This window comes from Pseudomonas sp. S49, from assembly GCF_009866785.1.
GTDB lineage: Bacteria > Pseudomonadota > Gammaproteobacteria > Pseudomonadales > Pseudomonadaceae > Aquipseudomonas.
In genome coordinates this window covers 3,273,251-3,297,203 of sequence record NZ_CP019432.1, presented here as the reverse complement: position 1 = coordinate 3,297,203, position 23,953 = coordinate 3,273,251, and the positions used below count along the sequence as shown (strand labels likewise).

Sequence of the window (23,953 nt, the reverse complement as noted above, 5' to 3'; positions counted from 1 at the left end):
CATCAATTGATGACCCCTCACCATTTTTGTCGCCGTAGGCTCCGCGATATTCAGCATCATTGGGCGCTCATCAATGGTCATCGCGAGTAGCTTTTCTCCTACAAGAAAGCCCGGCAAATTCCGGAAGATTGCAGCGGTTGACTGACCTGCTCTCACTCCCTATCCTCGCGCCTGTCACGACTCATTCGTGATCGGGTTTGACGGCTCGGCGATTTTAAGGTGTGCATTGTTCTCCAACTTTGCTAGCGCGCTCGCGTGCTCGAAACAAAGCTAAATGGTGACTGTGTGCGGGGCACTTTCGGGTGCGCCGGGTACCTTAGACCGGTCCGTCAACCTGCGCACAGTTGCCACCTATTCGTTTGACGGCGATCTGGTGGCAGCTCTTGATGACTAAGGAGTTTCACCGATGACCAATCCAACCACAAACGTTGCTCACCACCCCTTCCGCGTCCGTCCCGACCTCTCGCATCTCGACGCCCTCGAACACGCGGCCGTCTACCTCAACTGCGCCGAAGCCCTCGCTCACCAAGCCCCTAGCGTCGCTCGCCCGGACCACAGCAGCTTACTGCGCTGGGCCAGCCAACAAATGCTCGCCAACGCCCGCGCTCTGATCGTGGCCTCCATCGCCGGTCAGCAAGCCGCGCAGGCCAGAGGTAACGTATGAACTCGCACATTTCGATGACGCACAACGAGGACAGCATTCCGGTCCTCCTCGTTTCCACTGAAGCGCCGCTAGACGTATTGCACAGCAGCGCCGCCAGCCGCTTTCTCGCGGTGACGCAAATGATGGAAAGCCTCGCCAGCCTGGATATTTCCTCGGCCAAAGGCGCCGACGTACAGCAACTGGCGCACGCGGCGGCGATGTTGCTGCGTGATGGTTGTGATGTGATGGATGTGTTGGGGCGGCAGATTCGTTTGCGCGTCTGATAACCGCAAGATCAAAAGATCGCAGCTTTCGGCAGCTCACCCATCCCTGCAAGAGCTGCCGAAGTCTGCAATCTTTTGCTTTTAACGTGTCGGGGACTATCGTTTGTTCAACGGGCTCAATGCTCGTTAGCGCACCAATAGTGTGATAATTTGCGCGCATTCGACCATCCGCTGGAGGCCACTCATGGCAACCGTACGAAAAACCATCACCGTGACTGACCAGCAAGACCACTGGATCAAAGCCCAGATCGAAGCCGGTCATTACACCAACGACAGCGAATACATCCGTGATCTGATCCGTCGTGAGCAGGAACGAAACGCCGAGCTGGAAACCATCCGCGCGGCACTTCGGGAAGGTGAGTCCAGTGGAAAACCTCGCCCCTTCGATCCCGAGGCATTCAAGAAGAGAATGTTGAGCGCGCATGGCTGAATATCGTCTTACCCCCGCCGCCGAGGGTGACCTTGAGGCGATCTGGAGTTATACGGCTCAACAATGGGGCCTGGATCAGGCCAATCGCTACATCGACATCATTACCGCAGCCTTCGAGCAATTAGCCGAGCGCCCAAAAACCGCACCGGCCTGTGACGCAATCCGCCCCGGTTATCGCCGCTGTGGCGTGGAACGCCACATGATTTACTTCCGAATAACCACGTACGGAATCGCGATCATCAGGGTTCTGCATGATCGGATGGAAGCGCAGCGCAATCTCTAAGGCTTTTTCAGCGTCGACTCGACCTCTCCCAACATTACCACCCGTCGGATTTCAGCCCGCACCTGTCAGATCTGACAGGTGCGCAATCTCGCTTTTAGCCGTTCAATCACTCCGTCACTTTCCCGCCCGGAGTCGTTGCCATGGCCAGCCCCAACAAACCCCTGCTACTCGCGGAACTCGGCATCCCGGGTCGCAGCAAGGACCCGGTGTCGAAGGATCCCGATATCTGGGGCATCAACATCGCCGCGGCGCTGGGCAACTTTCCCCTGCATGGCCTGCAGTGCCAGGCGGGGCCGTGGGGGAATATGGCGAGTGGCGACAGGTTGACGATCTTTTGGGGCACCGGGCTGGACGCGGGGGGCAAGACCGTCCTCAAGGATGAGGTCGGCACGCAATTGCGCATGTTCGTGCCTTCCCGGCACATGGTCGATGGTCAGTTCGCGGTGTCCTATGTCGTCAAGCCGTTGGGCGGCACGGACCAACCGTCTGAAGTCATGCAGGTGCTGGTCAAGCTGACGCGCCCGGGCGGCCATGACGAAAACGGTGACGGCGGGCATTCCAAGCTGATCATGATCATTCCCCAAGACATTCTTGACGGTGGCATCGACAAGGAGATTGCGGAAAAAGGCGTGAAGATCAGCATTGGCAAGGCCGACGGCACACCCCCCTATCCCTACGCCGCAGCCGGCGATATTTGTCGCGTGAGTTGGGGCGGGATCTTCGTGCTCAGTGAACCGCTGACTCAGGAACAGGCCGAAGGCAAGACGCCGATCATCGTGAAAATCGAAAAAGACTTCATCACCGACGCCGGTGATGCAGAGTTTCCCGGCGTAGCCGTGGTGTTCGAGGTGTACGACAAGGTCTTCAACCGTTCCGAGGACTGGAGCCCCGAACAGCGTGTGGTAGTGGCCGTTGATGCGACCCGGCTGATCGCGCCGTTGCTCAAGGAAACGCTGAACAACGTGCTGGATGTCGACCAACTGGGTGACGCCGACGGCACCGTGCAAATTATCGCCACAGACACGACCAACTTCAAAATCGGTGACATCCCGTTCATCAAGATCAAGGGCACGCCGGTCGAAGGTGCGCCGATTGATCTGGAAGTAGAAGGCGCGGCGTTGACCAGCGTGCCGAGCATTATTGAAATCAAGGCCCCCAACGCCGTGCTGCGACAGTTGGCCAAGTCGCAGATCACTTTGTCATACCGTCTGAAAAAAGCCGACGGCACCGCCGATCTGAAATCGAAAAGCCAATTCATCCGCGCCATCGGCGAAGTCCAGCGACTGGCCGCGCCGATCATGCTGGACGAGGACTCCGGGGCGCTGGACCCGACGCTGGCCCAGGTGCGTCTCGAGATCCCCTTCGACAAATCCTTTGCCGAAGGCCAGGTTCTCCAGCCAATCATGCTGGGCACCACCCCCGGCCTGAAGCCGTACCTGCCTGTTCTGCCGGCGCGCCTCATCACACGCAACGACATCATCGCGGAGGCACCGCTGGCGTACAGCATCGACGGCAAACACTTGGCCCCGGTCAACGGTGGCACGGCCGAGTTCTATTATCAGCAACTGATCGCCGACGCAGTGCTCGCCACACTGAACCCGTTCGAGGCTACCCGCGCCATTCGCGAGTCGATCCACACCGACATCCTGCAAGTCGGCGAACCACGCCTGGAACTACCTGAACCGGTGGTGGCCGGTGTGGTCGACGGGGTTCTGCCAGCCGACACCGCCGGCACAACCCTCACGGTGCCGTACACCGAAACGGTCAAAGGCGATGAAGTCTTCATGTTCTGGATCGGCTCGATCACCGGTGAATACCCCGATTCGATCAAGCTGAACGAATTCACCGCAGGCAAGGAAGTACCGTTCACCATCCCGGCCGCGATGATCAAGGGCAATGAAGGCGGGACGGTGATCGCCCGGTACGAAATCAAGCGTGCGGCCGGTGGGACGAGTTATGCCGAGCCGTTGGAGTTCAGTGTCGGCGTGGCGCTGGATCTGAAAGAGCCGAAGATCAAGCAAGCACCGAACGACACCAGCCTCGACCCGCTGGATGCCCAGAGCGCACTGACCGCGGTGGTCGACTATGACGGCATGCTGATCGGCGACAAGATTGTCGTCCGCTGGATCGGCGCACCCGGAACGCTGCCTGCCGGCTCGGATACCACGGATCCATGGCCGGTCACCACCCTCGGCCCGCAAGACATTCCGATAGCCGTTTCGGTGATCGCGTTCAACCTCGACAAGTCCATTACGCTGGATTACACCGTAACCCGCGGCACCCAGGATCCGAAAGACTCGCGGCCCCGGACGCTGGCGGTGTCGCAACTGCGTGTGGATCTTTCGCATTCGCCGAAAATCATTCAGGCGGCCGACGGTGGTGACGGGACTGAACTGGATGTGTCGACGCTCACTGCTGCGGCCACTCTTCGTGGCGGTTTCTGGCCGCACATTGCCGCAGGCCAACGCGTCTGGAAGGCCGTCGCTGGCATCAAAAAAGACGACACGGAATACACGCATGAGATATGGACAGGCCCTGCCAATGCAGTGAGCGCGACATGGATAACTCAAGGCTATGCAGATACCAGGTTGCCGCTGGTGGACATGCAGGCACTCAAACATCTCAGCGAACTGAGGGTGACCTTCAATGCCACGCCGGATCGCAGCACGGATGTAAACCTGGCGCTGAGTTTTCCGGTGAGGACTTATACGGTCAAAAACATCGTAGAGGTAACACCGACCATTACCTCGGTCAAAGGCTCACCCAGCGGGGATGACATTCCTCACGGCAGCCCTACCGTAGAAACAGCCGTCACGCTGAGTGGAACAGCGACGCCCTACACAAAAATCGATCTGGCCAATAACGGCGCGCTGATGCCGAATACTGAAATTCAAGTAGATCCAGAGGGAGAATGGACTTTCCAACTGACCGGACTGGTTGCCGAGAATACCTACAAACTGAGCGCCCGACGCAAGGACGGCACACTATCGAATACCCGCGATGTGGTTGTAGTCCCGCTGGTAGTGCCGACGCTGGACAATGTGCTGGATGACAATGGGGTGGAAGTGCCTGACGGTGAAACGACCTTCAGCACCGATTTGATACTTAAAGGCACAGCGAGCCTGGGTCAGAAGATCAATATCCGTGACGGCACCGGTTCCGGTTCAGCCACAAGGGGAACTGCGACCGCCGGCCTGACGACAGGTCTCTGGGAGTGTCCGATTACCGTGCCACTCGGCGCGCGGCGGTTGTACGCCGAGGCTTGTTATCCGAGTAATCCGTTGTATTCGAATGTGCGTACCCTAACTGTAATAACGGATCCCTCCGGAGAAAACTTTGACGCACAACCGTCTATTGCACTTTCACCGGGCGACTCACACGATATAGGCAGCATGATAATCACTAATCTTCAAGGTCAAGCAACTGTATCAATCATTCCGATGGCTGCGCCATATCCAGGAAAAATAGAAGGAAAAGTCCTATCAATTGATGGTACACAAAGCACTACTGCCCTTAATCTGAAAGCAACCTATACAAAAGTTGAATTTTGGTATGCGGATGTCTCGCCATCAAACGCGGCCAAAGCAATTTTTTACAAAAATGAGATTAAGTTGAGTGAAAAACCATTTGAGACTAGCGTCCCTCCAAAAGCATTTCAGATGGTTTTTGAAGGCGAAGGGATAACTAAAATTGAGGTTGTAACTCAAGGCTCAGACCGCATTTACCTAGATGGTTTTACTCTACGAAAGTGATTTCTTCAGAAAAGGAGAAAAGGGGACGAGAAAAGGGGACAGATTTATTTAACCAGTGATTTAAACAGCGAGGCTTGACCGAGATTTTTCTGCTGACCGGGATGCCCCTTTTGCGAGCAAGCTCGCTCCCACAGGGAAACGCATTGCAAATGTGGGAGTGAGCTTGCTCACGAAAGGGCCAGTGAAGTCAGCGCAAATCGCCTTTTAAACTCCGGCGTTTAAAAGACACCTTCAGGTATCGCCATTACGTTATGGCGGCTTTGCGTGGGGCACTTCGGTGCGCCGGGATCCTTGAGCCTGGTCTGCTAACCCGCGCAAGCCGTCACCCTCTTCGTTTAGCAGCGAAGGTTGACGGCTCCATTTCTCAAGGAGCTTTACCATGATCAAACCAACGCCAAACCCTCCCGAAACCGATCTCGCCTCGCCCTACGAATCTCTCGATTCAAAAAAGCTCAACGACGCCGCCGAACGCGCGCTCGATCACTACCTCTGTCCACCCGGCTCCACCCCGCCACCACGCAAAACCCGCCGGATGTACGCGGTCACTGCGGACTTCAAAAACGAGGAACTGCTGGCCGATGCCAGCGAAACACTCGCCTCCGCCAGAACCATCGCCCATGACTTCGCTCATCTCATACCCGCGTCGCAGCGCAGGACGCTGTTGGGCATCGCGCAATTGATCATGCTCGGCGAGCTGGCGGTGAATCGGGTGATGGATAATCTGGAGTTGCCGCAGTAGCGGGCCTCAATGATCGTTCCCACGCGCCGCAAAGGAATGCCTCAACGGACGCTCCGCGTTCGGCTCTGGATGGGACGCAGAGCGTCCCGGGCTGCATTCCCACGCGGAGCGTGGGAACGATGAATCTACGGCAGCCGTTCTTTGGCTTTTTGGAAACTGGCGGAAGGCAGCCGGAGTCGAACCTGCCCGGGAACGGATGCCGTCCCCAACCGGGTTTGAAGCCCGGCCGCGCCACCGGGCGCGATTGCCTTCCTTTAACTCATTGGGCGTCGGCGTGGGCCAGCGCGTTGTCGGGGCGGATCTGGCGGGATTCGCCGATGCGTCGGGTCAGGCCGACGCGGTCGAAATACTCCAGATACTGAATACAGCGTTTGCGTCCCAAGCCTAGCGCATCGCGGAAGGTTTTCACCTGGATCTGCGGATTTTCCTTGGCCAGTTTTAACAACACGTCGGCCATTCGGCGCAGTTGCACGTCACTCAAGAACAGGTCGCGCACCACTTGATGCATCAGACCGAGTCGCGCCAGCTTGCGTAGCAGCAGGCGTACGACGGCGTCGTCCTGACCGAGCACTTTCGCGATGTCGCGCACCCACGGCGGGTCGAATTCGGCGTTTTCGAAAAGCGGTTGCAGTTGCTGCCAGAGGGCTTCGTCCTCGGCATTCAGGCGTACCTGATGATCGGGCCGATGCAGCCACGGCCCGCTCGCCTGGATCGAACCGGCGGTGAGCAGTTCATCCAGCAGACTGACAAACGTCGCACGCTCCAGCGCCAGACCACTGAAGCGGCGCAGCCGATCACGATCCGGGCCCATTTGATCGGGCTCCTGCTCATGAAACTGCGCGAGTTGTTCCAGCAAGGTGAACTTCAGTTGCGACCAGCGTTGCATGTTGAACAGCACCGGGCCTTGGCGGGTGTCGATCAGGCGCACGTTTTCCGCTAACGACCAGGACGCGCGCGGGCGATTGAACTGGCGTTCCAGCCGCTGCGGATCGAGGCCGCCGGCGCTGTAGTTGAGCAGCACGGGCAAGACGTGTTCAAGTTCGTCGCCAGAAGCCAAGGTGCGCAGTTGTGTCAGACGTTCAGGGCTGCGGCGTTGTCGCGCCGGGGCGAACGGATCGAGTACCTGGCCACCGCCCAAGCTGCGCTGTGCACTCTGGTCACGCAGAATCAGTCGATCGCCCTTCACCGCGTGCACCGGCGTATTGATCAACAGTTGCGCGAACATGCGCTCGCCGGGATTCAACCGTGAGCCTTCGAGCAAGGCCACCCGGGCGATGACATCCTGCGTGCCGAGGTGCACGTGCACCGGGTGAAAGTGTTCGAAAGTGCGTTCGCCGGGCAATAGATGAAAGTCGATGTCGACCCGTTGCGTCGGCGCGTGCAGCCACTCGCTCAACAGCCACTGGCCGCGATGGATCTGCGCCAGTTCGAGGCGTTCGCCGCTGATATTCAAAGCCACTCGCTGCCCGGCGAAAGCCTGTTCGGCGGGTTGATTTTGCGCGTGCAGACCGCGCACTCGTACCGGTTTGCCGGAGGGCCCGAGGGTGAGTTTGTCGCCGATGGCCACCGCGCCCGACAACGCCGTCCCGGTAACCACAATGCCCGCACCGGCAACGCTGAACGCGCGGTCGATGGCCAGGCGAAAACCACCTTCGCGACTGCGTTCATGCACTTCACTTTGCGTCTGCAGCAACACCTCGCGTAACCCATCAATGCCCTGCCCGCTCAGGCTCGATACGGTCAGGATCGGCGCCTCGGCAAACGGTCCGGGAGCAAGCAGATCCAGCACCTGCCGCTGAACCTCTTCCACCCTGCCCGCCTCGACGCGATCGCATTTGGTGATCGCCACCAAGGCGCGGGGAATGCCGAGCAGTTCGACAATCGCCAGATGTTCACGGGTCTGCGGCATCACGCCGTCGTCCGCCGCGACCACCAGCAACACCAGATCAATGCCCTGGGCGCCGGCCAGCATGTTGTGGGTGAATTTCTCGTGACCGGGCACATCGATAAACCCGGTCAGCCCCGCGCCCGGTTGCAGTTCGGCATAGAGATAGCCAAGGTCGATGGTCATGCCGCGTTCGCGTTCCTGCGGGCGGCGGTCGCCGGTTTGCCCGGTCAGGGCCTGCAGCAGCGACGTCTTGCCGTGGTCGATGTGCCCCGCCGTGCCGACAATCACGGCTCGACCTGCAGGTGCGGCAATTGCCCGAGCCACGCCGGTTCATCGTCGAGCTGACGCAGATCCAGCCACAGCGCATCGTCGTCAATGCGTCCGAGCACCGGGATCGGCAATGCGCGCAACGCCGCTTCCAGATTCAGCAGGCAACGCCCGCGCAAGCGCTTGGAGACTTGCGGGCGGCAGCACAGCGCCGCACTTGGCAAGCGCGCCACCGGTTGGCTGCCGCTGCCGATCATGCCCAAGGCCTCGACTGCTCTGACCTGCCAGATCTCGCTCAACCGTTCAACCATCAAGGGCTGCAAGCGCATAGCCTGGGCGAAGATGTCAGCTTGCGGGCGAGTCAACAGACGCAGACTCGGCAAACGTTCAGCCAGTCGATCCGGATCGCGATATAAACCCAGCACCGCCTCCAGCGCGGCGAGGGTCAACTTGTCCACCCGCAGCGCGCGTTTCAGCGGGTTTTTCTTGATCTTCGCGATCAGCTCTTTGCGCCCGACGATCAACCCGGCCTGCGGGCCGCCGAGCAATTTGTCGCCGCTGAACGTGACGATGTCCGCGCCATCCAGCAGCGCTTGCCGCACCGTCGGCTCTGCCGGCAAACCCCAACGGGTCAAGTCCAAAAGACTGCCGCTGCCCAGATCTTCCAGCAACGGCAGACCATGTCGATGGGCCAACTCCGCCAGTTCCGCAGTCGGCACCCGCGCGGTAAAACCCTCGATGCAGTAGTTGCTCGCATGCACGCGCATGATCAAACCGCTGCGTGGGCTGATCGCCGCTTCATAGTCGCGGGCATGGGTGCGATTGGTCGTACCCACTTCGTGCAGACGCACGCCGGCGCGGGCCATGATGTCGGGAATGCGGAAGGCGCCGCCGATTTCGATCAGCTCGCCACGGGAAATGATGCCTTCCTTGCGCGCGCCAAGGCTGTTGAGCGTCAGCAGAACGGCGGCGGCATTGTTGTTGACCACGGTGACGGCTTCGGCGCCGGTCAGCTCGCGGATCAGGCCTTCGATGAGGTCATCGCGATCGCCGCGTTTGCCACTGGCCAGATCGAATTCCAGATTGAGCGGGTAACGCGCGGCCATTTGCACGGCGTCGATGGCTTCGTCCGGCAACAAGGCGCGACCGAGGTTGGTGTGCAGCACCGTGCCGGTGAGGTTGAACACCCTGCGCACATGGCTGCGTTGTTGCTGGGCCAGGCGTTCACCGACGCGGCCAGCGAGCACTTCGGGGCTGATTTCAACGGCTGACAATTGCCCGTTCAACACGCTCGGGCGCAACTCATCGAGCAACTGACGCAAACTTGCCAGCAGCGATTCACGCCCATGACGCTCAAGTAACGGCGCACACGCCGGGTGACGCAACACACCATCAATAGAAGGTAACCGCAGGGACATCAGCCACTCCTGGAAACAGATCACTGCGGCCCCGCAGTGAAAAACAAGAGTGTAGACCCTTCGTTCACTCGTCTCCGGGTGCTAGCAACAAGTTCGGCGCCAGACGCTGATAACCGTCCTGCGCCAGACGCATGTCCAGCAACAAACTGCCCAGGTCCGCTGACAACGCCTCGGCATCAGCATCGTTTTCCAGATACACCAGTTTCAGATAACTGTTACAGCCCGGACAGACTTCCGCCCTTAACGGCGCCTGATTGGCAGCATGGCGATCGTCTTCAAGGCTCAGATAATCCAGACCCTTGCTCGACTCGCAATACACGCACTTGACCCGCACCACATGCCATTCACAGGCACACAGCGAACACACCAGATAACGCAAGCCGTTGTGCTTGCCGCGATGGCGGATGACCCCGGCCATCGCCGGTGAACCACAGGCCGGGCATTGGCTGAGGCTGTCACCCGGTTTGAGTTGCAGGTTCGGTGCGCTGAGTAACCAGTGACTCCACGCCACTTGCAGCGCTGCGCCAAGAAACGGCACCAATTGCGCCGGCACCATCGAATATTGACCGCTGACCAACGCCACGGCCCATGCACGTAACTGTCCGGGACTGGCGACCCGCAACGTCGTCACCGCCTCAATAACGGCAGGTTGCTCACCCGGTTCATAACGCTGCAGCAAAGCCTCAAGGTATGCCTGCCAGCCCTCCTCACGTACCAAAGTGTCAGCCGCAAACGGCGGCAAACCATGCTGCTGACAAGCCTCGATCCGTTGCTGATCAAACGGTGCCGTCAGCGGCGGGTCATCAAACACCTGCTGCTGCACCCGGCACAACCCGGCAATCAGCCGCAGGTACTCAGCCAGCGCATGCCCCTCGGCCAGTTGTTCCAGTCGAGCGGCCCGCAGCGCAAACAGGTTAGGCGGCGGCAGATGCAGAAACGGCGGCGAACTCGCCGCCGCTTCGATTTCCCCAGGTTCCAGAATGGTTGGCAAAAGTCAGCCCTTTTTGGTGATCGGTCGCTCCGGCACGTCCGGTTGGCGTTCATCGCGGGTGACGTCGCGATACCAGAGTTCATGGTGTTTCTTCGCCCAGGCGCGGCTGACCCAGCCATGCATCATCGCGTCCACCGAACCCTTGATCCACAGCCCAGCGTAGATGTGAATGATGATGCTCAGCACCAGAATGAACCCGGCCAGCGCATGCAGGAGCATCGCCCAGCGAATCACCGTAATGCCGAAATACGCACTGAACCAGGCGCGCCAGATCACCAGCCCGGTGAACAGCAAACCGAGCATGCACAGCAGTAAAGTCCAGAACAGCAGCTTCTGCCCGGCGTTGTATTTGCCGACTGGCGGCACGCTTTCCTCGTCATTGACCAGCACCCGGTCAATGCGGCGCATCCACTTGCCGTCGTTGCTGATGAAGAAGTTGGCGCGCCAGAAACTCAGCACCAGACCGAGGAAAAACACGAACATCGCTATTCCCATGTATGGATGCAGAATCCGCGTCCACGGCCCGCCGCCGAACAGGTTGCTCAGCCAGAACAGCGACGGATGAAACAACGCCAGCCCGGACAGCCCGGCCATGAAAAACAGGATCGCCACCAGCCAGTGATTGGTGCGCTGGTTGGCGGTGTAACGCAGGATCGTCTTGTTGCTCATGGCCGGTCCTCCCCGCGTGGATCGAAGGTGTGCACCGCCGGATCGACGACGTGCACCGAGGTGTCGGGTGGCGCCGGATGCTCATCCTCTTCAACCCGGTTCGGGCCGATGCGCACGTAATGGAAGAACCCGGCCAGCACCGCCGCGCCCATGGCCAGCAGGCCCAAGGGTTTGCTGATGCCTTTCCACAAGCCCACCAACGGACTGATCGCCGGATCCTGCGGCAGGTTGGCGTAGATCGTCGGCGTATCGGCGTGGTGCAGCACGTACATCACGTGCGTACCGCCAACGCCTGCCGGGTCGTAGAGACCGGCGTTTTCAAAGCCACGGCTTTTCAGGTCGACGATGCGTTCGGCAGCGTGTTCCTTCATGTCTTCCTTGGTGCCGAAGACGATGGCGCCGGTCGGGCAGGTTTTCACGCAGGCCGGTTCCAGCCCTACCGCTACGCGATCCGAGCACAAGGTGCATTTGTAGGCCTTGTGATCCTTCTGCGAAATGCGCGGAATGTTGAACGGGCAACCGGTGATGCAGTAACCGCAACCGATGCAGTGATCCTGATCGAAATCGACGATGCCGTTGGCGTGCTTGATGATCGCGCCGGGGCTTGGGCACGCCGCCAGACAACCGGGCTCGGCGCAGTGCATGCAGCCGTCCTTGCGGATCAGCCACTCGAGGTTGCCGGCGTCGGTTTCGTGCTCGGTGAAACGCATCAACGTCCAGGTTTCGGCGCTCAGGTCCTGCGGGTTGTCGTAGGTGCCGTGGTTGTGGCCGACCTCATCGCGCAGCTCGTTCCATTCCGAGCAGGCGACCTGGCAGGCCTTGCAGCCGATGCATTTGGTGGTGTCGATCAGTTTGGCCACCGCCTCCTGATTCCTCACCGATGGCGGCACCGTGGTGGTGGCCGAGCGGGCAATGATGTCTTGGCTGGCCATTTAAAGATTCTCCATTAGAGCTTCTCCACGTTGACCAGGAATGACTTGGATTCCGGGGTCTGTGTATTGCCATCGCCGAGGAACGGCACCAAGGTGTTGGTCAGGTAACCGTGACGCGTCAGGCCGGTGAAGCCCCAATGCAGAGGGATGCCGATCTGATGCACGACCTGGCCGTTGACCTGCAGCGGCCGGATCCTTTTCGTCACCACCGCCACCGCTTCGATAAAGCCGCGTTTGCAACTGACCCGTACGCGATCACCGGCAGCGATGCCCTTCTCTTTTGCCAGCACTTCACCGATTTCCACAAACTGCTCGGGTTGGGCAATTGCGTTCAACTTGCAGTGTTTGCTCCAGAAGTGGAAATGCTCGGTGAGTCGGTAACTGGTGCCGGCGTACGGGAAATCCTTGGCCTCGCCGAGGGTTTCCCAGACCGAATCGAAGATCCGCGCCGCCGGGTTGCTGGTGGCTTTCTTGTTTTGCGGGTGCAGTGGGTTGATGCCGATCGGCGTTTCGAACGGCTCGTAGTGCTCGGGGAATGGCCCTTCGTTCATCTTGTCGACGGCGAAGAACCGCGCGACGCCTTCGGGGTTCATGATGAACGGGTTCATCCCGGCTTCCGGCGGCACATCGGCCTTGTAGTCCGGCACATCGGTGCCGCCCCAGGCTTTGCCGTTCCACCACACCAAGCGTTTTTTCGGGTCCCACGGTTTGCCCGAGACATCTGCCGAAGCGCGGTTATAGAGAATCCGCCGATTGGCCGGCCAGGCCCACGCCCAGCCGAGATGCTGATGCATGCCGAACGGGTCGCTGTTGTCGCGCCGCGCCATCTGGTTACCGGCCTCGGTCCAGCTGCCGGCGAAGATCCAGCAGCCGGACGCAGTGCTGCCGTCATCCTTGAGCAAGCCAAAACCGGCCAGTTGCGAGCCGGCTTTTACCGCAACGCCGGTGGCGTCCGTGAAATCAGCGACAGCGCTGCCGTTGATTTCCTTGGCCAACTCCTCCGGCGAAGGCTCGTCGGCGATTTTGTACGGCCACGTCAGTTTCAACAGCGGATCGGGGAATTTGCCGCCCTCGGCCTGATAGCGCTTGCGCAGGCGCAGGAACAATTCGCTCATGATGCGAATGTCGGTTTGCGCTTCGCCCGGGCCGTCGGCGCCTTTCCAGTGCCACTGCAGCCAGCGGCTGCTGTTGACCAGTGAGCCGTCCTCTTCGGCAAAACACGTGGTCGGCAGGCGAATGACTTCGGTCTGGATTTCGTCGGTTTTCACATCGTTGTACGGCCCGACGTTGTGCCAGAACTCCGAGGTTTCGGTGGCCAGCGGATCCATCACCACCAGCCATTTCAGCTTGGCCAGTGCGCCCATTACGCGGTTCTTGTCCGGCAGCGCAGCGATCGGGTTGAAGCCTTGGCAGAAGTAGCCGTTGACCTTGCCCTGGCTCATCAGGTCGAAAATCTTCAGGACGTCGTAGTTGGGGATATCGAGTTTCGGCAAATGGTCGTAGCACCAATTGTTCTCGACGGTAGCGTTGGCGCCGTACCACGACTTCATCAGGCTGACGTGGAATTTGCTGTAGTTCTGCCAGTAGGACAGTTGCCCCGGACGCAACGGGACTTGCGTGCGTTTGTGGATGAAGGCGTTGTAGTCCTGCTCGCTGTCCTGGCCCAAGGTCAGATAGCCCGGCAGTGCATTGGAGAGCAAGCCAAGGTCGGTCAGGCCCTGAATATTCGAGTGACCGCGCAAGGCATTCACGCCGCCACCGGGCATGCCAACGTTGCCCAGCAGCAGTTGCACCATCGCCGCGCTGCGAATGATCTGCGCGCCGATCGAGTGCTGCGTCCAGCCAAGGGCGTAGAGAATCGTCATGGTCTTGCCCGGGATCGAGCACGTGGCTATTTCTTCCCAGATTTTCTGCATGGCGTCGACCGGCATGCCACAGATCTGGCTGGCGAGGTCGATGTTGTAGCGGCTGTAATGCTGCTTCATCAATTGATAGACGCAGCGCGGGTCTTGCAGGGTCGGGTCGACTCTGACGAAGCCGTCCTCGCCCAACTCGTAACCCCAGCCGGATTTGTCGGTGTAGCTGCGTTTGGCGACGTCGTAACCGCTGAAGATGCCGTCTTCGAAGCCATAGCCTGCTTTGACGATGAACGACACGTCGGTGTAGTTGCGCACGTATTCGTGCTGGATCTTGTCCTCGGTCAGCAGGTAATTGATCAGCCCGCCCATGAAGGCGATGTCGGTGCCGGTGCGGATCGGCGCGTAGTAGTCGGCCACGGACGCGGTCCGGGTAAAACGCGGATCAACCACGATCAGCCGCGCAGCGTTGTGCGCCTTGGCCTCGGTCACCCATTTGAAGCCGCACGGATGCGCTTCTGCGGCGTTGCCACCCATCACCAGGATCAGATTCGCGTTGGCGATATCGGTCCAGGTATTGGTCATGGCACCACGGCCGTACGTCGGGGCAAGACTTGCCACCGTCGGGCCGTGTCAGACACGCGCCTGGTTATCGAACCCCAGCATGCCGAGACTGCGAATCACCTTCTGGGTGATGTAACCGGCTTCGTTGGACGCTGCCGACGCGGCGAGGAACCCGGTGGTCAGCCAGCGATTCACCGTTTGCCCGTTGGCATTTTTCTCAATGAAGTTGGCGTCGCGATCGGTCTTCATCAGGTCGGCGATGCGGTCGAGCGCTTCGTCCCAACTGATCCGCGTCCATTCACTGCTGCCCGGTTTGCGGGTTTGCGGGTAGAGCAAACGGCCGGGGCTGTGAATGAAGTCGAGAAGGCCTGCGCCTTTCGGGCAAAGGGTGCCGCGATTGACCGGGTGGTCGGCGTCGCCCTCGATGTGAATGATGCTTTGCGCTACGTTCTTCGCGGTATCGCCCTGGCTGTACATGATCAAACCGCAGCCGACCGAGCAATACGGGCAGGTGTTGCGGGTTTCATGGGTGTGGGCAAGCTTGAAGTGGCGCACCTGCTCGGCGAAGGCTTGCGTCGGGGCCATGCCCAACGCGCCCAGGCTCGAGCCTGCAAGGCCGATACCGGCGACCTTGAAGAACTGACGACGGCTGAGATCCATCGTGCACTCCTGATCAGGTGGAACCCGGTACTTGAGCCGGGTTTTATCTGGACAATCACGGTTGCGGCAAACGAATGCCGACCTTTTCACTGTAGACAATGACCACACGATCTGTGTGAAAACCGACCGTCGGCGACAATCGGTCATGCACTGGAAAACCTGTGGGAGCGAGCCTGCTCGCGAAGAGGCCCTGTCAGTTGAGACAACTATTGACTGACAGACCGCTTTCGCGAGCAGGCTCGCTCCCACAGGTTTTGTGTGCTCCTGCACGGCCATGGGCTTATCATGCCCGCAGGACCAATCCCGCCTTCACGAGACCGCGCATGACTTTCGATTTTGATCAGCTATTCGACCGCCACAACACCGGCAGCACCAAGTGGAGCCGCTACCCGGCCGATGTGTTGCCGATGTGGGTCGCTGATATGGATTTCGCCGCGCCACCGGTGATCATCGAGGCGCTGCAACAACGCCTGCTGCATCCACTGGTGGGCTACAGCGTGGCGCAGGACAACCTGCGTGAAGCCATCGTCGCCGACCTGTGGAACAAGTTCGCCTGGAAGGTCAAACCGCAAGAGCTGATCTTTCTGCCAGGCGTCGAGTCCGGTTTCAACATGGCTTTGAAAGCGCTGGTGCAGCCGCAACAGAACGTCGTGGTGCAAGTGCCGAACTATCCGCCACTGCGCCACGCGCCGGGCCACTGGGGTTTGAACAAGGTCGAGCTGGAGTTCATTGCGCAGGCTGACGGCACTTACCTGACGCCGTTGGACGTGCTGCGTGAATCGCTGAACGGTGGCGGCGCGCTGCTGTTGAGCAACCCGCATAACCCGATCGGCAAGGTTTTTGGCCGTGAAGAGCTGCAAGCGGTGGCGGATATCTGTGCGGCGCAGGACGCGTGGATCATCTCCGACGAAATCCACGCCGAGCTGTGCTACGACGGTCGCGTGCACATTCCGACCGCCTCCCTGAGCCCGGAGATTGCCAAGCGCACGATCACCCTGATGTCGGCGAGCAAGGCCTACAACATCGCCGGCCTGAAAACCTCGTTCATGATCATTCAAGATGCGGCCCTGCGTGAGCGCGTCAACCACGCCCGCTGCGGCATGGTCGACAGCGTCAACCCGCTGGGCATGGAAGCCACCCGCGTCGCCTACAGCGAGGGCGCGCCGTGGCTGGCCGAGCTGAAAACCTATCTGCAGGCCAACCGCGACTGGCTGGTTGAAGCAGTACGCAGCCGCTTGCCGGGCGTGACCATCAACGTGCCGCAGGGCACGTATCTGGCCTGGCTGGATTGTTCGGCGCTGGATCTGGACAACCCGCAGCAGTTCTTCCTCGAGCAGGGCAAGGTGGGCCTCAGCGCCGGTCTGGACTTCGGCGATCAACACCAGCAGTTCGTACGCCTGAACTTCGGCTGCCCGCGTTCGTTGCTCGAAGAAGGTATCGCCCGCATGGAGCGCGCCCTGACTCAGCGCAACACCTGAGCCCCCTAAACCCTGTGGGAGCGAGCCTGCTCGCGAAAGCGGTCTGTCATTCAATGAATGATGGCGACTGATACACCGCATTCGCGAGCAGGCTCGCTCCCACATTGGGTTTTGAATTTCCAAGTCAGAAATGCAGTGCACATCCGATCGAACTCACGGCAAACGCACCGGGTCAACCGCCCATACCTGCCCTGAAACCTCGGAGACCCGCGATGACCGACTATCCAAAACCACCCTTCCCCGCACAAGCCCAGACCGTTCCCGGTTCGCAACGCAAAATGGAGCCCTATCCCGATTGCGGCGAGCAAAGCTATGTCGGTTCCGGGCGACTGGCCGGCAAGATCGCCCTGATCACCGGCGCCGACAGCGGCATCGGCCGCGCCGTGGCGATTGCTTTCGCCCGTGAAGGCGCCGACGTTGCAGTCGCCTATCTGAATGAACACGAAGACGCCAAGGAAACCGCACGCTGGGTCGAACAGGCCGGGCGTCAGTGCATTCTGCTGCCGGGCGATATCGCGCAGAAATCCCAGTGCCAGGCCTTGGTCGACAAAACCGTCGAACGCTTTGGCCGCATCGATGTGCTGGTCAACAACGCCGCGTTCCAGATGACCCACGAGACCTTTGAAGAAATCCCCGACGAGGAATGGGTGATGACCTTCGACGTCAACATCACCGCAATCTTCCGCCTGTGTCAGGCGGCGATCAAACATATGTCTGCCGGGGCATCGATCATCAACACCAGCTCGGTCAACTCGGACATGCCCAAACCCACCCTGCTCGCCTACGCCACCACCAAAGGCGCAATTGCCAACTTCACCGGAGGTCTGGCACAGATGCTGGGGCCGAAGGAAATCCGCGTGAATTGCGTCGCACCGGGGCCGATCTGGACGCCGCTGATCGTCTCGACCATGCCCGATGAAGAAGTGCAGAATTTCGGCGGCAACACCCCGCTCGGCCGCCCCGGGCAACCGGTGGAAGTGGCGCCGATCTACGTGCTGCTGGCTTCGGACGAAGCCAGTTACATCACCGGCCAGCGCTATGGCGTGACCGGCGGCAAACCGATGCTGTGATGCCCCCTTCGCCAACGCCTACAGTAAAACTGAAGGCCCATTGAACGCGGTGCGATGGCCGTCATATCCACCACATGAGGGCGGCAAATCATGAGTTTTATCGTGTGGGTGGCGGTGCTCGGCGCCGTGCTGTTGACCCTGGCACTGACCTCGTCGTACCTGCGCTGGATGCCGGTGACGACGTCGGCCGTGTGCTTGCTGCTGGGGATCGGCATCGGTCCCAGCGGCCTTGATCTGCTGAAACTGTCCCTGGAAAACGCCTCGCTGTGGATGGAGCACCTGACGGAAGTCGCGGTGCTGTTTTCCCTGTTCGTCTGCGGTTTGAAATTGCGTTTGCCCCTGCGCGACAAGCGTTGGCGAATCGCCTTTGGTCTGGCCGGTCCAGTGATGGTGCTGACCATCGTTGGCGTTTGTTTGCTGCTGCATTTTGCCTTGCGCTTGCCGTGGGGACCGTCGTTGTTGATCGGCGCAATTCTGGCACCGACCGACCCGGTATTGGCGGCGCTGGTGCAGGTCAACGATGCGCGGGATGTCGACAGCGTGCGTTTCGGGCTCTCTGGTGAGGCAGGGTTGAACGATGGGATTGCCTTTCCGTTTGTGATTCTCGGTCTGTTGTTGATGCACGGCGACGGCAGTGCTGCCGAATGGCAAGGCTGGGTGTTGCGCAACGTATTGTGGGCAGTGCCTGCTGGATTGCTTACCGGTTACTGGATGGGCCGCGGTATCGGTCGCGTGACCCTTTCGTTGCGCATCCACAATGACGACAGCACGCTCAGCCCCAATGATTATCTGGCGTTGTCGCTGATTGCCCTGGCCTATGTCGTTGCCGAAGCCATCGGCGGTTACGGCTTCCTGTCGGTGTTCGCGGCCGGGCTGGGCCTGCGTCAGGTCGAAGTGAAATCCACCGGCGCCAGCCAAACGCCCGCCGAGCATCTGGTGCAACCGGTGGTCGGCCATCAGAACGTCGAACCGCAACACGCGGTGCACGGTGACACCGAACGGCTGGAAAGCAGCCAGGTCGCCGCCGGGATCATGATGGGCGATATGTTGTCGTTCGGCAGTCTGGTCGAGCGTGCCATGGAAGTGTTTCTGGTGACCCTACTCGGGGTGGTGCTGGTGGCGCACTGGGACTGGCGGGCATTGCTGGTGGGCGGCGTGTTGTTCTGCCTGATCCGCCCGATCTGCGTCGCACTGATGCCGTGGGGTGAACTGATGGAGGGACGGCAACGGCTATTGATCGGCTGGTTCGGCATTCGCGGGATCGGCAGCCTGTTCTATCTGTTTTATGCCTTGAATCATGGACTGACCGATAGCGTGGCCAGCGTTTGCACCGACCTGACCCTGTCGGTGGTGGCGCTGAGCATTTTGCTCCACGGGATCAGCACGCAACCGATCCTCGCTCGCTATGAGCAGCACAAGAAACAAAAAATCTGATTATTGGTAGCGGTTTTTACCAGGCAATCGATCGAACTTCTTTCTGTAAAAAAATGGATCGCGGGGTAATTGCTGGCAGTCACAAGCATAACCCCTCGCCAGATGTATCCGGCGGGGCCCGGCAGGTTCGGTTCCACTGCGGCGTTTAAGCCTGTTAAAGGAATCCTTGAAGAATAAGGTCACGGTCATGAAAGAATGCTCGACTCCGGCGCAAATCAAGGCTTGCAGAGCACTGGCTCTGGAACGCAATCGTCAATTGTTCGATAACGCTCACACGCTCAATCGAGCGGCCAATGCGCTGCTTGACGTTAAGGATCTGGACATCGAACAGTTCGAGCGTTACCGCGCACTGCGCAAAAAAGCCGATTCGATGTTTGAAGATGCCATCGACCACTTGTGCGTATTGAACGAAGACTTCCCGCCGATCCCGATGTCTTCGCAGAACTCGGTGGCGTTGCGTCGAGAGCTTGAGACCGTGGAGTGAGCCAGAACAGCCCCTCACCCTAGCCCTCTCCCAGAGGGAGAGGGAACTGACCGAGGTGAATGGTCGAGGTACGCCGACCTGAGATACCGGGTTGAACTCAGACATTGACCTGAGATACCGAGCCGAACGCAGATGTTGAACAGCACAACAATCTGCTCCCTTCCCCCTCGCCCCCCTTGGGGGAGTGTATGTACCGGAGACATGGTGGACACATGTTCGGAGACATGGTGGACGGTTTTAGATCTTCTTACCTGCCGTAACGATCTGCAAGTTCAAGTCGATTCGGGCGATGCGATGTCTACTCCAGTAGACATCGTGGATGCCGTCCTCCGTCGTTTCCCTGATAGCCACTGACCTCCCGTGAAACGCCTTTCCGACGGTGTATTCACGGTTGCCCCAGTAGATCTCGCCCTTCACCTGAACCTTCCTGACCACATCCCCATCGTCGTACTCAGGCGCCGCCGGTTGCTCCTGATATTCCCGCGGGCTACTGCTGTAGCGAGTAGCAGGCACCTGCATCTCCAATGCTTGATGCGGGCGCTTCTGGTTGTAAATCTCACGCCAGATATCAAACGCACGTTGTGCATCGTCCAGATCGATGAAGAGCTGGCCTTGCAGGACTTCCCTTTTCAGGCTGCGGTGGAAGCGCTCCAGCTTTCCCTGGGTTTGCGGGTGATAAGGTCGGGAGTGGCCGACCTTGATGCCCTGGCTCATCAGCCAGACCTCCAGCGCGGTGTAAACGCCGGTCTGGTCACCCCATGGCGAACCGTTGTCCATCGTCATGCGCAGAGGCAGACCGTAGCGCCGAAAGGCCCGCATTAGTTGCTCCTGGACGGTTCGGCGCTGCTCATTGGCGCACGCGGCGATGCACAGCGAAAACCGTGAATGATCGTCCAATATCGTCAACGGATGACAACGCCCCTGAGCCAGGCTGATATGTCCCTTGAAGTCCATCTGCCAAAGATCATTGGGCGCTTCATGCTCGAACCGGATAAACGGTTTGATCTCAGCAGTCTTTGGATCAACGCGCGAATGACGCTGTAAAACCGCATGCACGGTACTGACCGAAGGCATCACTTTGCCGTCGTCTTCCAACACGCGCTTGAGCTTGCGAGCGCCCCAAGCGGCGTACTCCTGACTCACGGTCAGAATCTGCTGCTCAACCTCTTCAGCGCAGCGTTTGGGTGACGTCTTTGGTCGTCGAGACTGATCGATCAACCCTTGCGCACCGAGGTTTTCAAACCTGTTGAGCCATTTGTAGGCAGTGCTTGGGCTGATATTGAATCGACGGCAAAGCTGCCGAACATTGGCCCCTTCTTGCCGAGCCAACAGCACGAATTCTGAACGAAGCTGCACAGTGGACACCTCTTCCCAGGACACAGGCCATCTCCTTCGCGATGAGCAATGTGTCTATTAAAATGTGTCCACCATGTCTCCGAACACCTGTCCACCATGTCTCCGGTACATACAGGGAGAGGGCTGGGGTGAGGGGGATCGATCTGCATGGCAACACAAAATCCAAGCGAATGAAAAAGCCCGGCGATATAAGCCGGGCTTTTACGTGAAGACCAATCACCCCCCGGGATTGGTCACCTGAATAAACACCGCATAAATCCCCAGCAACACCCAAAACGTCGCAAAAATCCACGGCGTGCGCACCGAAAACAGCAGCGACTTGCGATACCCCTTGTGGCTCGACTCCATCTCACTGAACAACGGCGATTCGTCATACGCCAGGCCCATCAGCGGCTCGCTGTGGAGCAAGTGGCTCTGCTTGAAATGCCAATGATCGATGATGTCGTACGCAGCGCGAATCCCCGGCCAGGCGTTCAGTGAACTGAGCAACCCGAGCAGCGCCAGAAACGGTGGCACCACCAGCGTGAACAACTTGCCCCACTCTGGGTTGAGGTTGGCCATGCACGAGGCGAAGGCGATCACCAGAAATGATTGCGCCGCCAGATAGGCGTCAGTGCGGTTGGCGAGGATGCTGGTTTCGTACTGGATCTCCCGCCGATAGAAATCCAGCCGCTCCTTGGGTGAGCCAAACATCTTGGCGTCATGTTCGGTCAGGCTTTCTTCAGCGGTGGGCTGGGTCAATATGCGAGGCAAAAGATGCACGCTCCGGGGTGGGGAAAACATTTAGAAGTCCCCACTGGCGCGCAAGTTCAGAACGATTGACCGCCGCCTCCCTTCATCGACTGGGCGATGATCGCCACCAGATTCATTTGCGTGAACGGCTTGGGCAAGCGTGGCAGTTGTGCCGCGAAACCTTCCAGACGTTCGGCATAACCGGTGGCCAGGATGATCGGCAGATCCGGTTTAAGCAGCCGCACTGCGTGGGCCAGCTGCGCGCCGCTCATCTGCGGCATGGCCATGTCCGTGATCATCATGTCAATCACCTCGCCCTGATCGAACAGCGCTAGCGCCTGCGCACCAGACGTCGCACTGACCACCCGATGGCCGAGGTCTTCCAGCAACAGACTGGTGCTGGTCAGCACCAGCGAGTCGTCATCCACCACCAGTACGCTGAGCCTCGGCACCGTAATCGGTTCGGCTGGCGGATACAGCGGTTTGCTGACCACACCCTCGGCAGCGACCGGGATCCACAGTTCAGCCGTAGTGCCGTGGGCTTTTTTGCTGTTGAGGACAAAGCGGCCACCGAGTTGTTCCATGTAGCCGTGAACCATCGACAGCCCAAGCCCGGTGCCTTTGCCCAAACCTTTGGTGGTGAAAAACGGGTCTCTGGCCGAGGCCAGCGTTTGCGCGTCCATGCCCTCCCCGCTGTCGATCAGGCTGAGACAGACATAACGTCCTGCTGGCAAATCCGCGTGACCGAGTTCGAGCACCACTTGAGGTTCAGCGCTGATGATCACCGTGCCGCCATCGGGCATGGCGTCGCGGGCATTGGTCGCCAGGTTGAGCAAAGCCAGTTCCAGTTGGTTGCTGTCCGCCAGCACCGGCTCCAGATCCTCGGGAAACTGTGTTTCGACGCGGATGCCCGGCCCCAGGGAACTGCGCAACAAACCGGTAATGCCCTGCACCAGTTGCGGGATATCGACCGACTCGGTCTTAAGTTCCTGGCGACGGGCGAACGCCAGCATGCGCTGGGTCAGCGACACGCCGCGCAATGCGCCCTGAGTGGCGTTTTCCAGCAACCGGCTGATTTTCGCATCGTCACCCATGCGTTTTTGCACGATTTCCAGATTGCCGAGAATCACCGTCAGCAGATTATTGAAGTCATGAGCGATGCCGCCGCTGAGCTGACCGATGGCCTGCATCTTCTGCGCCTGGAACAACGCTTCCCGGGTTTTCTCCAGCGCTTGCTGCGCCTGATGGGCTTCGGTGATGTCACGGGTAATCTTGGCAAACCCGAGCAATGTGCCGGTATCGCCACGAATCGCATCGACCACCACATGAGCGAGAAACCGCGTGCCGTCCTTGCGCATGCGCCAGCTCTTGTTCTCGAAGCGGCCCTCGCGGGTGGCGATTTCCAGCGCCCGTTGCGGCTCGCCGAGTTCGCGGTCTTCGGGGGTATAGAAAATCGAAAAGTGCTGACCGATGATTTCTTCCGGCAGATAGCCTTTGATCCGCTGGGCGCCCTGGTTCCAGTTACTCACCCGGCCCTCGGGGCTGAGCATGTAGATCGCATAGTCGGTGACACCCTGCACCAGCAAGCGGAATTGCTGCTCGCTTTGCTTGAGGGTTTCCTCGGCCATTTTGCGATCGGTCAGGTCGCGGGTGATCTTGGCGAAGCCGAGCAGTTTGCCGCTGGGATCAATGATCGGGTCGATCACCACGTGCGACCAGAAATTGGTGCCATCCTTGCGCACCCGCCAGCCCTCGCCTTCGAAGCGGCCTTCACGGATCGCTGTATCGAGTGCGCGTTGCGGCAGACCGGCGGCGCGATCATCGGCGGTATAGAAACGTGAGAAATGCTCGCCGAGGATTTCCCCTTCTTCGTAGCCCTTGAAGCGCTTGGCGCCGGAGTTCCAGCTGGTGATGATGCCGTCGGGATCGATCATGTAGATCGCATAGTCGACCACCGCATCGATCAGCAGACGAAAACGCATCTCTTCGATCGCCGCGGTCTTGTTTTTCTCGCTCATCACAC

18 protein-coding genes, 1 tRNA gene and 1 pseudogene are annotated in these 23,953 nt (G+C 59.6%); 10 read left to right on the top strand and 10 right to left on the bottom strand.

Features of this window, described 5'->3' with window-relative positions; translation table 11 throughout:
- Positions 1-406 precede the first annotated feature (406 nt).
- The 6 genes from PspS49_RS14510 to PspS49_RS14485 all read left to right on the top strand — a co-directional run bounded on the left by PspS49_RS14510 (position 407) and on the right by PspS49_RS14485 (position 6,131).
- The gene (locus PspS49_RS14510) at positions 407-664 is read left to right on the top strand and encodes a hypothetical protein (protein ID WP_160039893.1); all 258 of its coding nucleotides are present in this window, start codon (positions 407-409) and stop codon (positions 662-664) included.
- Positions 661-927, top strand: coding sequence for a short-chain dehydrogenase (locus PspS49_RS14505; RefSeq protein ID WP_150751474.1), 267 nt, complete (start codon positions 661-663; stop codon positions 925-927). The genes PspS49_RS14510 and PspS49_RS14505 overlap by 4 nt, the downstream gene beginning before the upstream one ends.
- Before the next feature lie 184 nt (positions 928-1,111).
- Positions 1,112-1,357 carry a type II toxin-antitoxin system ParD family antitoxin gene (locus tag PspS49_RS14500; RefSeq protein WP_122844203.1) on the top strand — a complete coding sequence of 82 codons (246 nt, stop codon included), beginning with the start codon at positions 1,112-1,114 and terminating at the stop codon, positions 1,355-1,357.
- Positions 1,350-1,640: a type II toxin-antitoxin system RelE/ParE family toxin gene (locus PspS49_RS14495; RefSeq protein WP_160039891.1), complete on the top strand. Its 291-nt coding sequence runs from the start codon at positions 1,350-1,352 to the stop codon at positions 1,638-1,640. Before PspS49_RS14500 ends, PspS49_RS14495 begins: the two co-directional genes overlap by 8 nt.
- Positions 1,641-1,780: 140 nt before the next feature.
- Entirely contained in the window at positions 1,781-5,392 is a 3,612-nt protein-coding gene (locus PspS49_RS14490; protein WP_160039889.1) for a hypothetical protein, read from the top strand.
- A gap of 379 nt (positions 5,393-5,771) precedes the next feature.
- On the top strand, positions 5,772-6,131 hold the full coding sequence (locus PspS49_RS14485; RefSeq protein ID WP_008083868.1) for a hypothetical protein: 360 nt from the start codon (positions 5,772-5,774) through the stop codon (positions 6,129-6,131).
- Between the two features lie 157 nt (positions 6,132-6,288).
- Here PspS49_RS14485 and PspS49_RS14480 read toward each other — a convergent pair.
- The 7 genes from PspS49_RS14480 to fdnG all read right to left on the bottom strand — a co-directional run bounded on the left by PspS49_RS14480 (position 6,289) and on the right by fdnG (position 15,376).
- Positions 6,289-6,384: transfer RNA gene (locus PspS49_RS14480), tRNA-Sec, on the bottom strand.
- Positions 6,385-6,390: 6 nt separating this feature from the next.
- Complete coding sequence (gene selB, locus PspS49_RS14475) at positions 6,391-8,307, bottom strand: selenocysteine-specific translation elongation factor (protein ID WP_160042534.1); 1,917 nt, start codon at positions 8,305-8,307, stop codon at positions 6,391-6,393.
- A complete protein-coding gene (selA, locus tag PspS49_RS14470) occupies positions 8,304-9,707 on the bottom strand; it encodes an L-seryl-tRNA(Sec) selenium transferase (RefSeq protein ID WP_174245120.1) in 1,404 nt (467 codons plus the stop codon). Before selA ends, selB begins: the two co-directional genes overlap by 4 nt.
- 61 nt (positions 9,708-9,768) lie before the next feature.
- The gene (gene fdhE, locus PspS49_RS14465; RefSeq protein ID WP_160039885.1) at positions 9,769-10,695 is read right to left on the bottom strand and encodes a formate dehydrogenase accessory protein FdhE; all 927 of its coding nucleotides are present in this window, start codon (positions 10,693-10,695) and stop codon (positions 9,769-9,771) included.
- Positions 10,696-10,698: 3 nt separating this feature from the next.
- Positions 10,699-11,364: a formate dehydrogenase subunit gamma gene (locus tag PspS49_RS14460; protein WP_127927410.1), complete on the bottom strand. Its 666-nt coding sequence runs from the start codon at positions 11,362-11,364 to the stop codon at positions 10,699-10,701.
- A complete protein-coding gene (gene fdxH, locus PspS49_RS14455; protein WP_110719271.1) occupies positions 11,361-12,296 on the bottom strand; it encodes a formate dehydrogenase subunit beta in 936 nt (311 codons plus the stop codon). The genes PspS49_RS14460 and fdxH overlap by 4 nt, the downstream gene beginning before the upstream one ends.
- Positions 12,297-12,310: 14 nt before the next feature.
- Positions 12,311-15,376 (bottom strand): formate dehydrogenase-N subunit alpha, encoded by a 3,066-nt coding sequence (gene fdnG, locus PspS49_RS14450; protein ID WP_160039883.1) that lies wholly within the window; start codon positions 15,374-15,376, stop codon positions 12,311-12,313.
- Between the two features lie 323 nt (positions 15,377-15,699).
- On the opposite strand from fdnG, the gene PspS49_RS14445 reads away from it, so the two are divergent.
- The 4 genes from PspS49_RS14445 (at position 15,700) to PspS49_RS14430 (ending at position 19,842) form a co-directional block, all read left to right on the top strand.
- Positions 15,700-16,854: a PatB family C-S lyase gene (locus PspS49_RS14445; protein ID WP_160039881.1), complete on the top strand. Its 1,155-nt coding sequence runs from the start codon at positions 15,700-15,702 to the stop codon at positions 16,852-16,854.
- 212 nt (positions 16,855-17,066) lie between these two features.
- Positions 17,067-17,924, top strand: a complete 858-nt coding sequence (locus PspS49_RS14440; protein WP_150774349.1) for a glucose 1-dehydrogenase — start codon at positions 17,067-17,069, stop codon at positions 17,922-17,924.
- 90 nt (positions 17,925-18,014) lie between these two features.
- On the top strand, positions 18,015-19,358 hold the full coding sequence (locus PspS49_RS14435; protein ID WP_160039880.1) for a cation:proton antiporter: 1,344 nt from the start codon (positions 18,015-18,017) through the stop codon (positions 19,356-19,358).
- A gap of 187 nt (positions 19,359-19,545) precedes the next feature.
- On the top strand, positions 19,546-19,842 hold the full coding sequence (locus PspS49_RS14430; protein WP_064389907.1) for a hypothetical protein: 297 nt from the start codon (positions 19,546-19,548) through the stop codon (positions 19,840-19,842).
- 264 nt (positions 19,843-20,106) lie between these two features.
- Here the strand turns inward: PspS49_RS14430 and PspS49_RS14425 are convergent.
- The 3 genes and pseudogenes from PspS49_RS14425 to PspS49_RS14415 form a co-directional block, all read right to left on the bottom strand.
- A pseudogene (locus PspS49_RS14425) lies at positions 20,107-21,222 on the bottom strand (IS481 family transposase); the annotation flags it as partial.
- Between the two features lie 192 nt (positions 21,223-21,414).
- On the bottom strand, positions 21,415-21,951 hold the full coding sequence (locus PspS49_RS14420) for a hypothetical protein (protein WP_160039877.1): 537 nt from the start codon (positions 21,949-21,951) through the stop codon (positions 21,415-21,417).
- 56 nt (positions 21,952-22,007) lie between these two features.
- Positions 22,008-23,948, bottom strand: coding sequence for a PAS domain-containing sensor histidine kinase (locus PspS49_RS14415; RefSeq protein WP_160039875.1), 1,941 nt, complete (start codon positions 23,946-23,948; stop codon positions 22,008-22,010).
- Positions 23,949-23,953 lie beyond the last annotated feature (5 nt).

Coding starts and splice junctions, on each gene's coding strand:
- PspS49_RS14445 (WP_160039881.1), top strand. CDS start 15,700: ATGACTTTCGATTTTGATCAGCTATTCGACCGCCACAACACCGGCAGC.
- PspS49_RS14510 (WP_160039893.1), top strand. CDS start 407: ATGACCAATCCAACCACAAACGTTGCTCACCACCCCTTCCGCGTCCGT.
- PspS49_RS14430 (WP_064389907.1), top strand. CDS start 19,546: ATGAAAGAATGCTCGACTCCGGCGCAAATCAAGGCTTGCAGAGCACTG.
- PspS49_RS14490 (WP_160039889.1), top strand. CDS start 1,781: ATGGCCAGCCCCAACAAACCCCTGCTACTCGCGGAACTCGGCATCCCG.
- PspS49_RS14495 (WP_160039891.1), top strand. CDS start 1,350: ATGGCTGAATATCGTCTTACCCCCGCCGCCGAGGGTGACCTTGAGGCG.
- PspS49_RS14415 (WP_160039875.1), bottom strand. CDS start 23,948: ATGAGCGAGAAAAACAAGACCGCGGCGATCGAAGAGATGCGTTTTCGT.
- PspS49_RS14500 (WP_122844203.1), top strand. CDS start 1,112: ATGGCAACCGTACGAAAAACCATCACCGTGACTGACCAGCAAGACCAC.
- PspS49_RS14435 (WP_160039880.1), top strand. CDS start 18,015: ATGAGTTTTATCGTGTGGGTGGCGGTGCTCGGCGCCGTGCTGTTGACC.
- PspS49_RS14460 (WP_127927410.1), bottom strand. CDS start 11,364: ATGAGCAACAAGACGATCCTGCGTTACACCGCCAACCAGCGCACCAAT.
- PspS49_RS14485 (WP_008083868.1), top strand. CDS start 5,772: ATGATCAAACCAACGCCAAACCCTCCCGAAACCGATCTCGCCTCGCCC.
- PspS49_RS14505 (WP_150751474.1), top strand. CDS start 661: ATGAACTCGCACATTTCGATGACGCACAACGAGGACAGCATTCCGGTC.
- PspS49_RS14440 (WP_150774349.1), top strand. CDS start 17,067: ATGACCGACTATCCAAAACCACCCTTCCCCGCACAAGCCCAGACCGTT.
- fdxH (WP_110719271.1), bottom strand. CDS start 12,296: ATGGCCAGCCAAGACATCATTGCCCGCTCGGCCACCACCACGGTGCCG.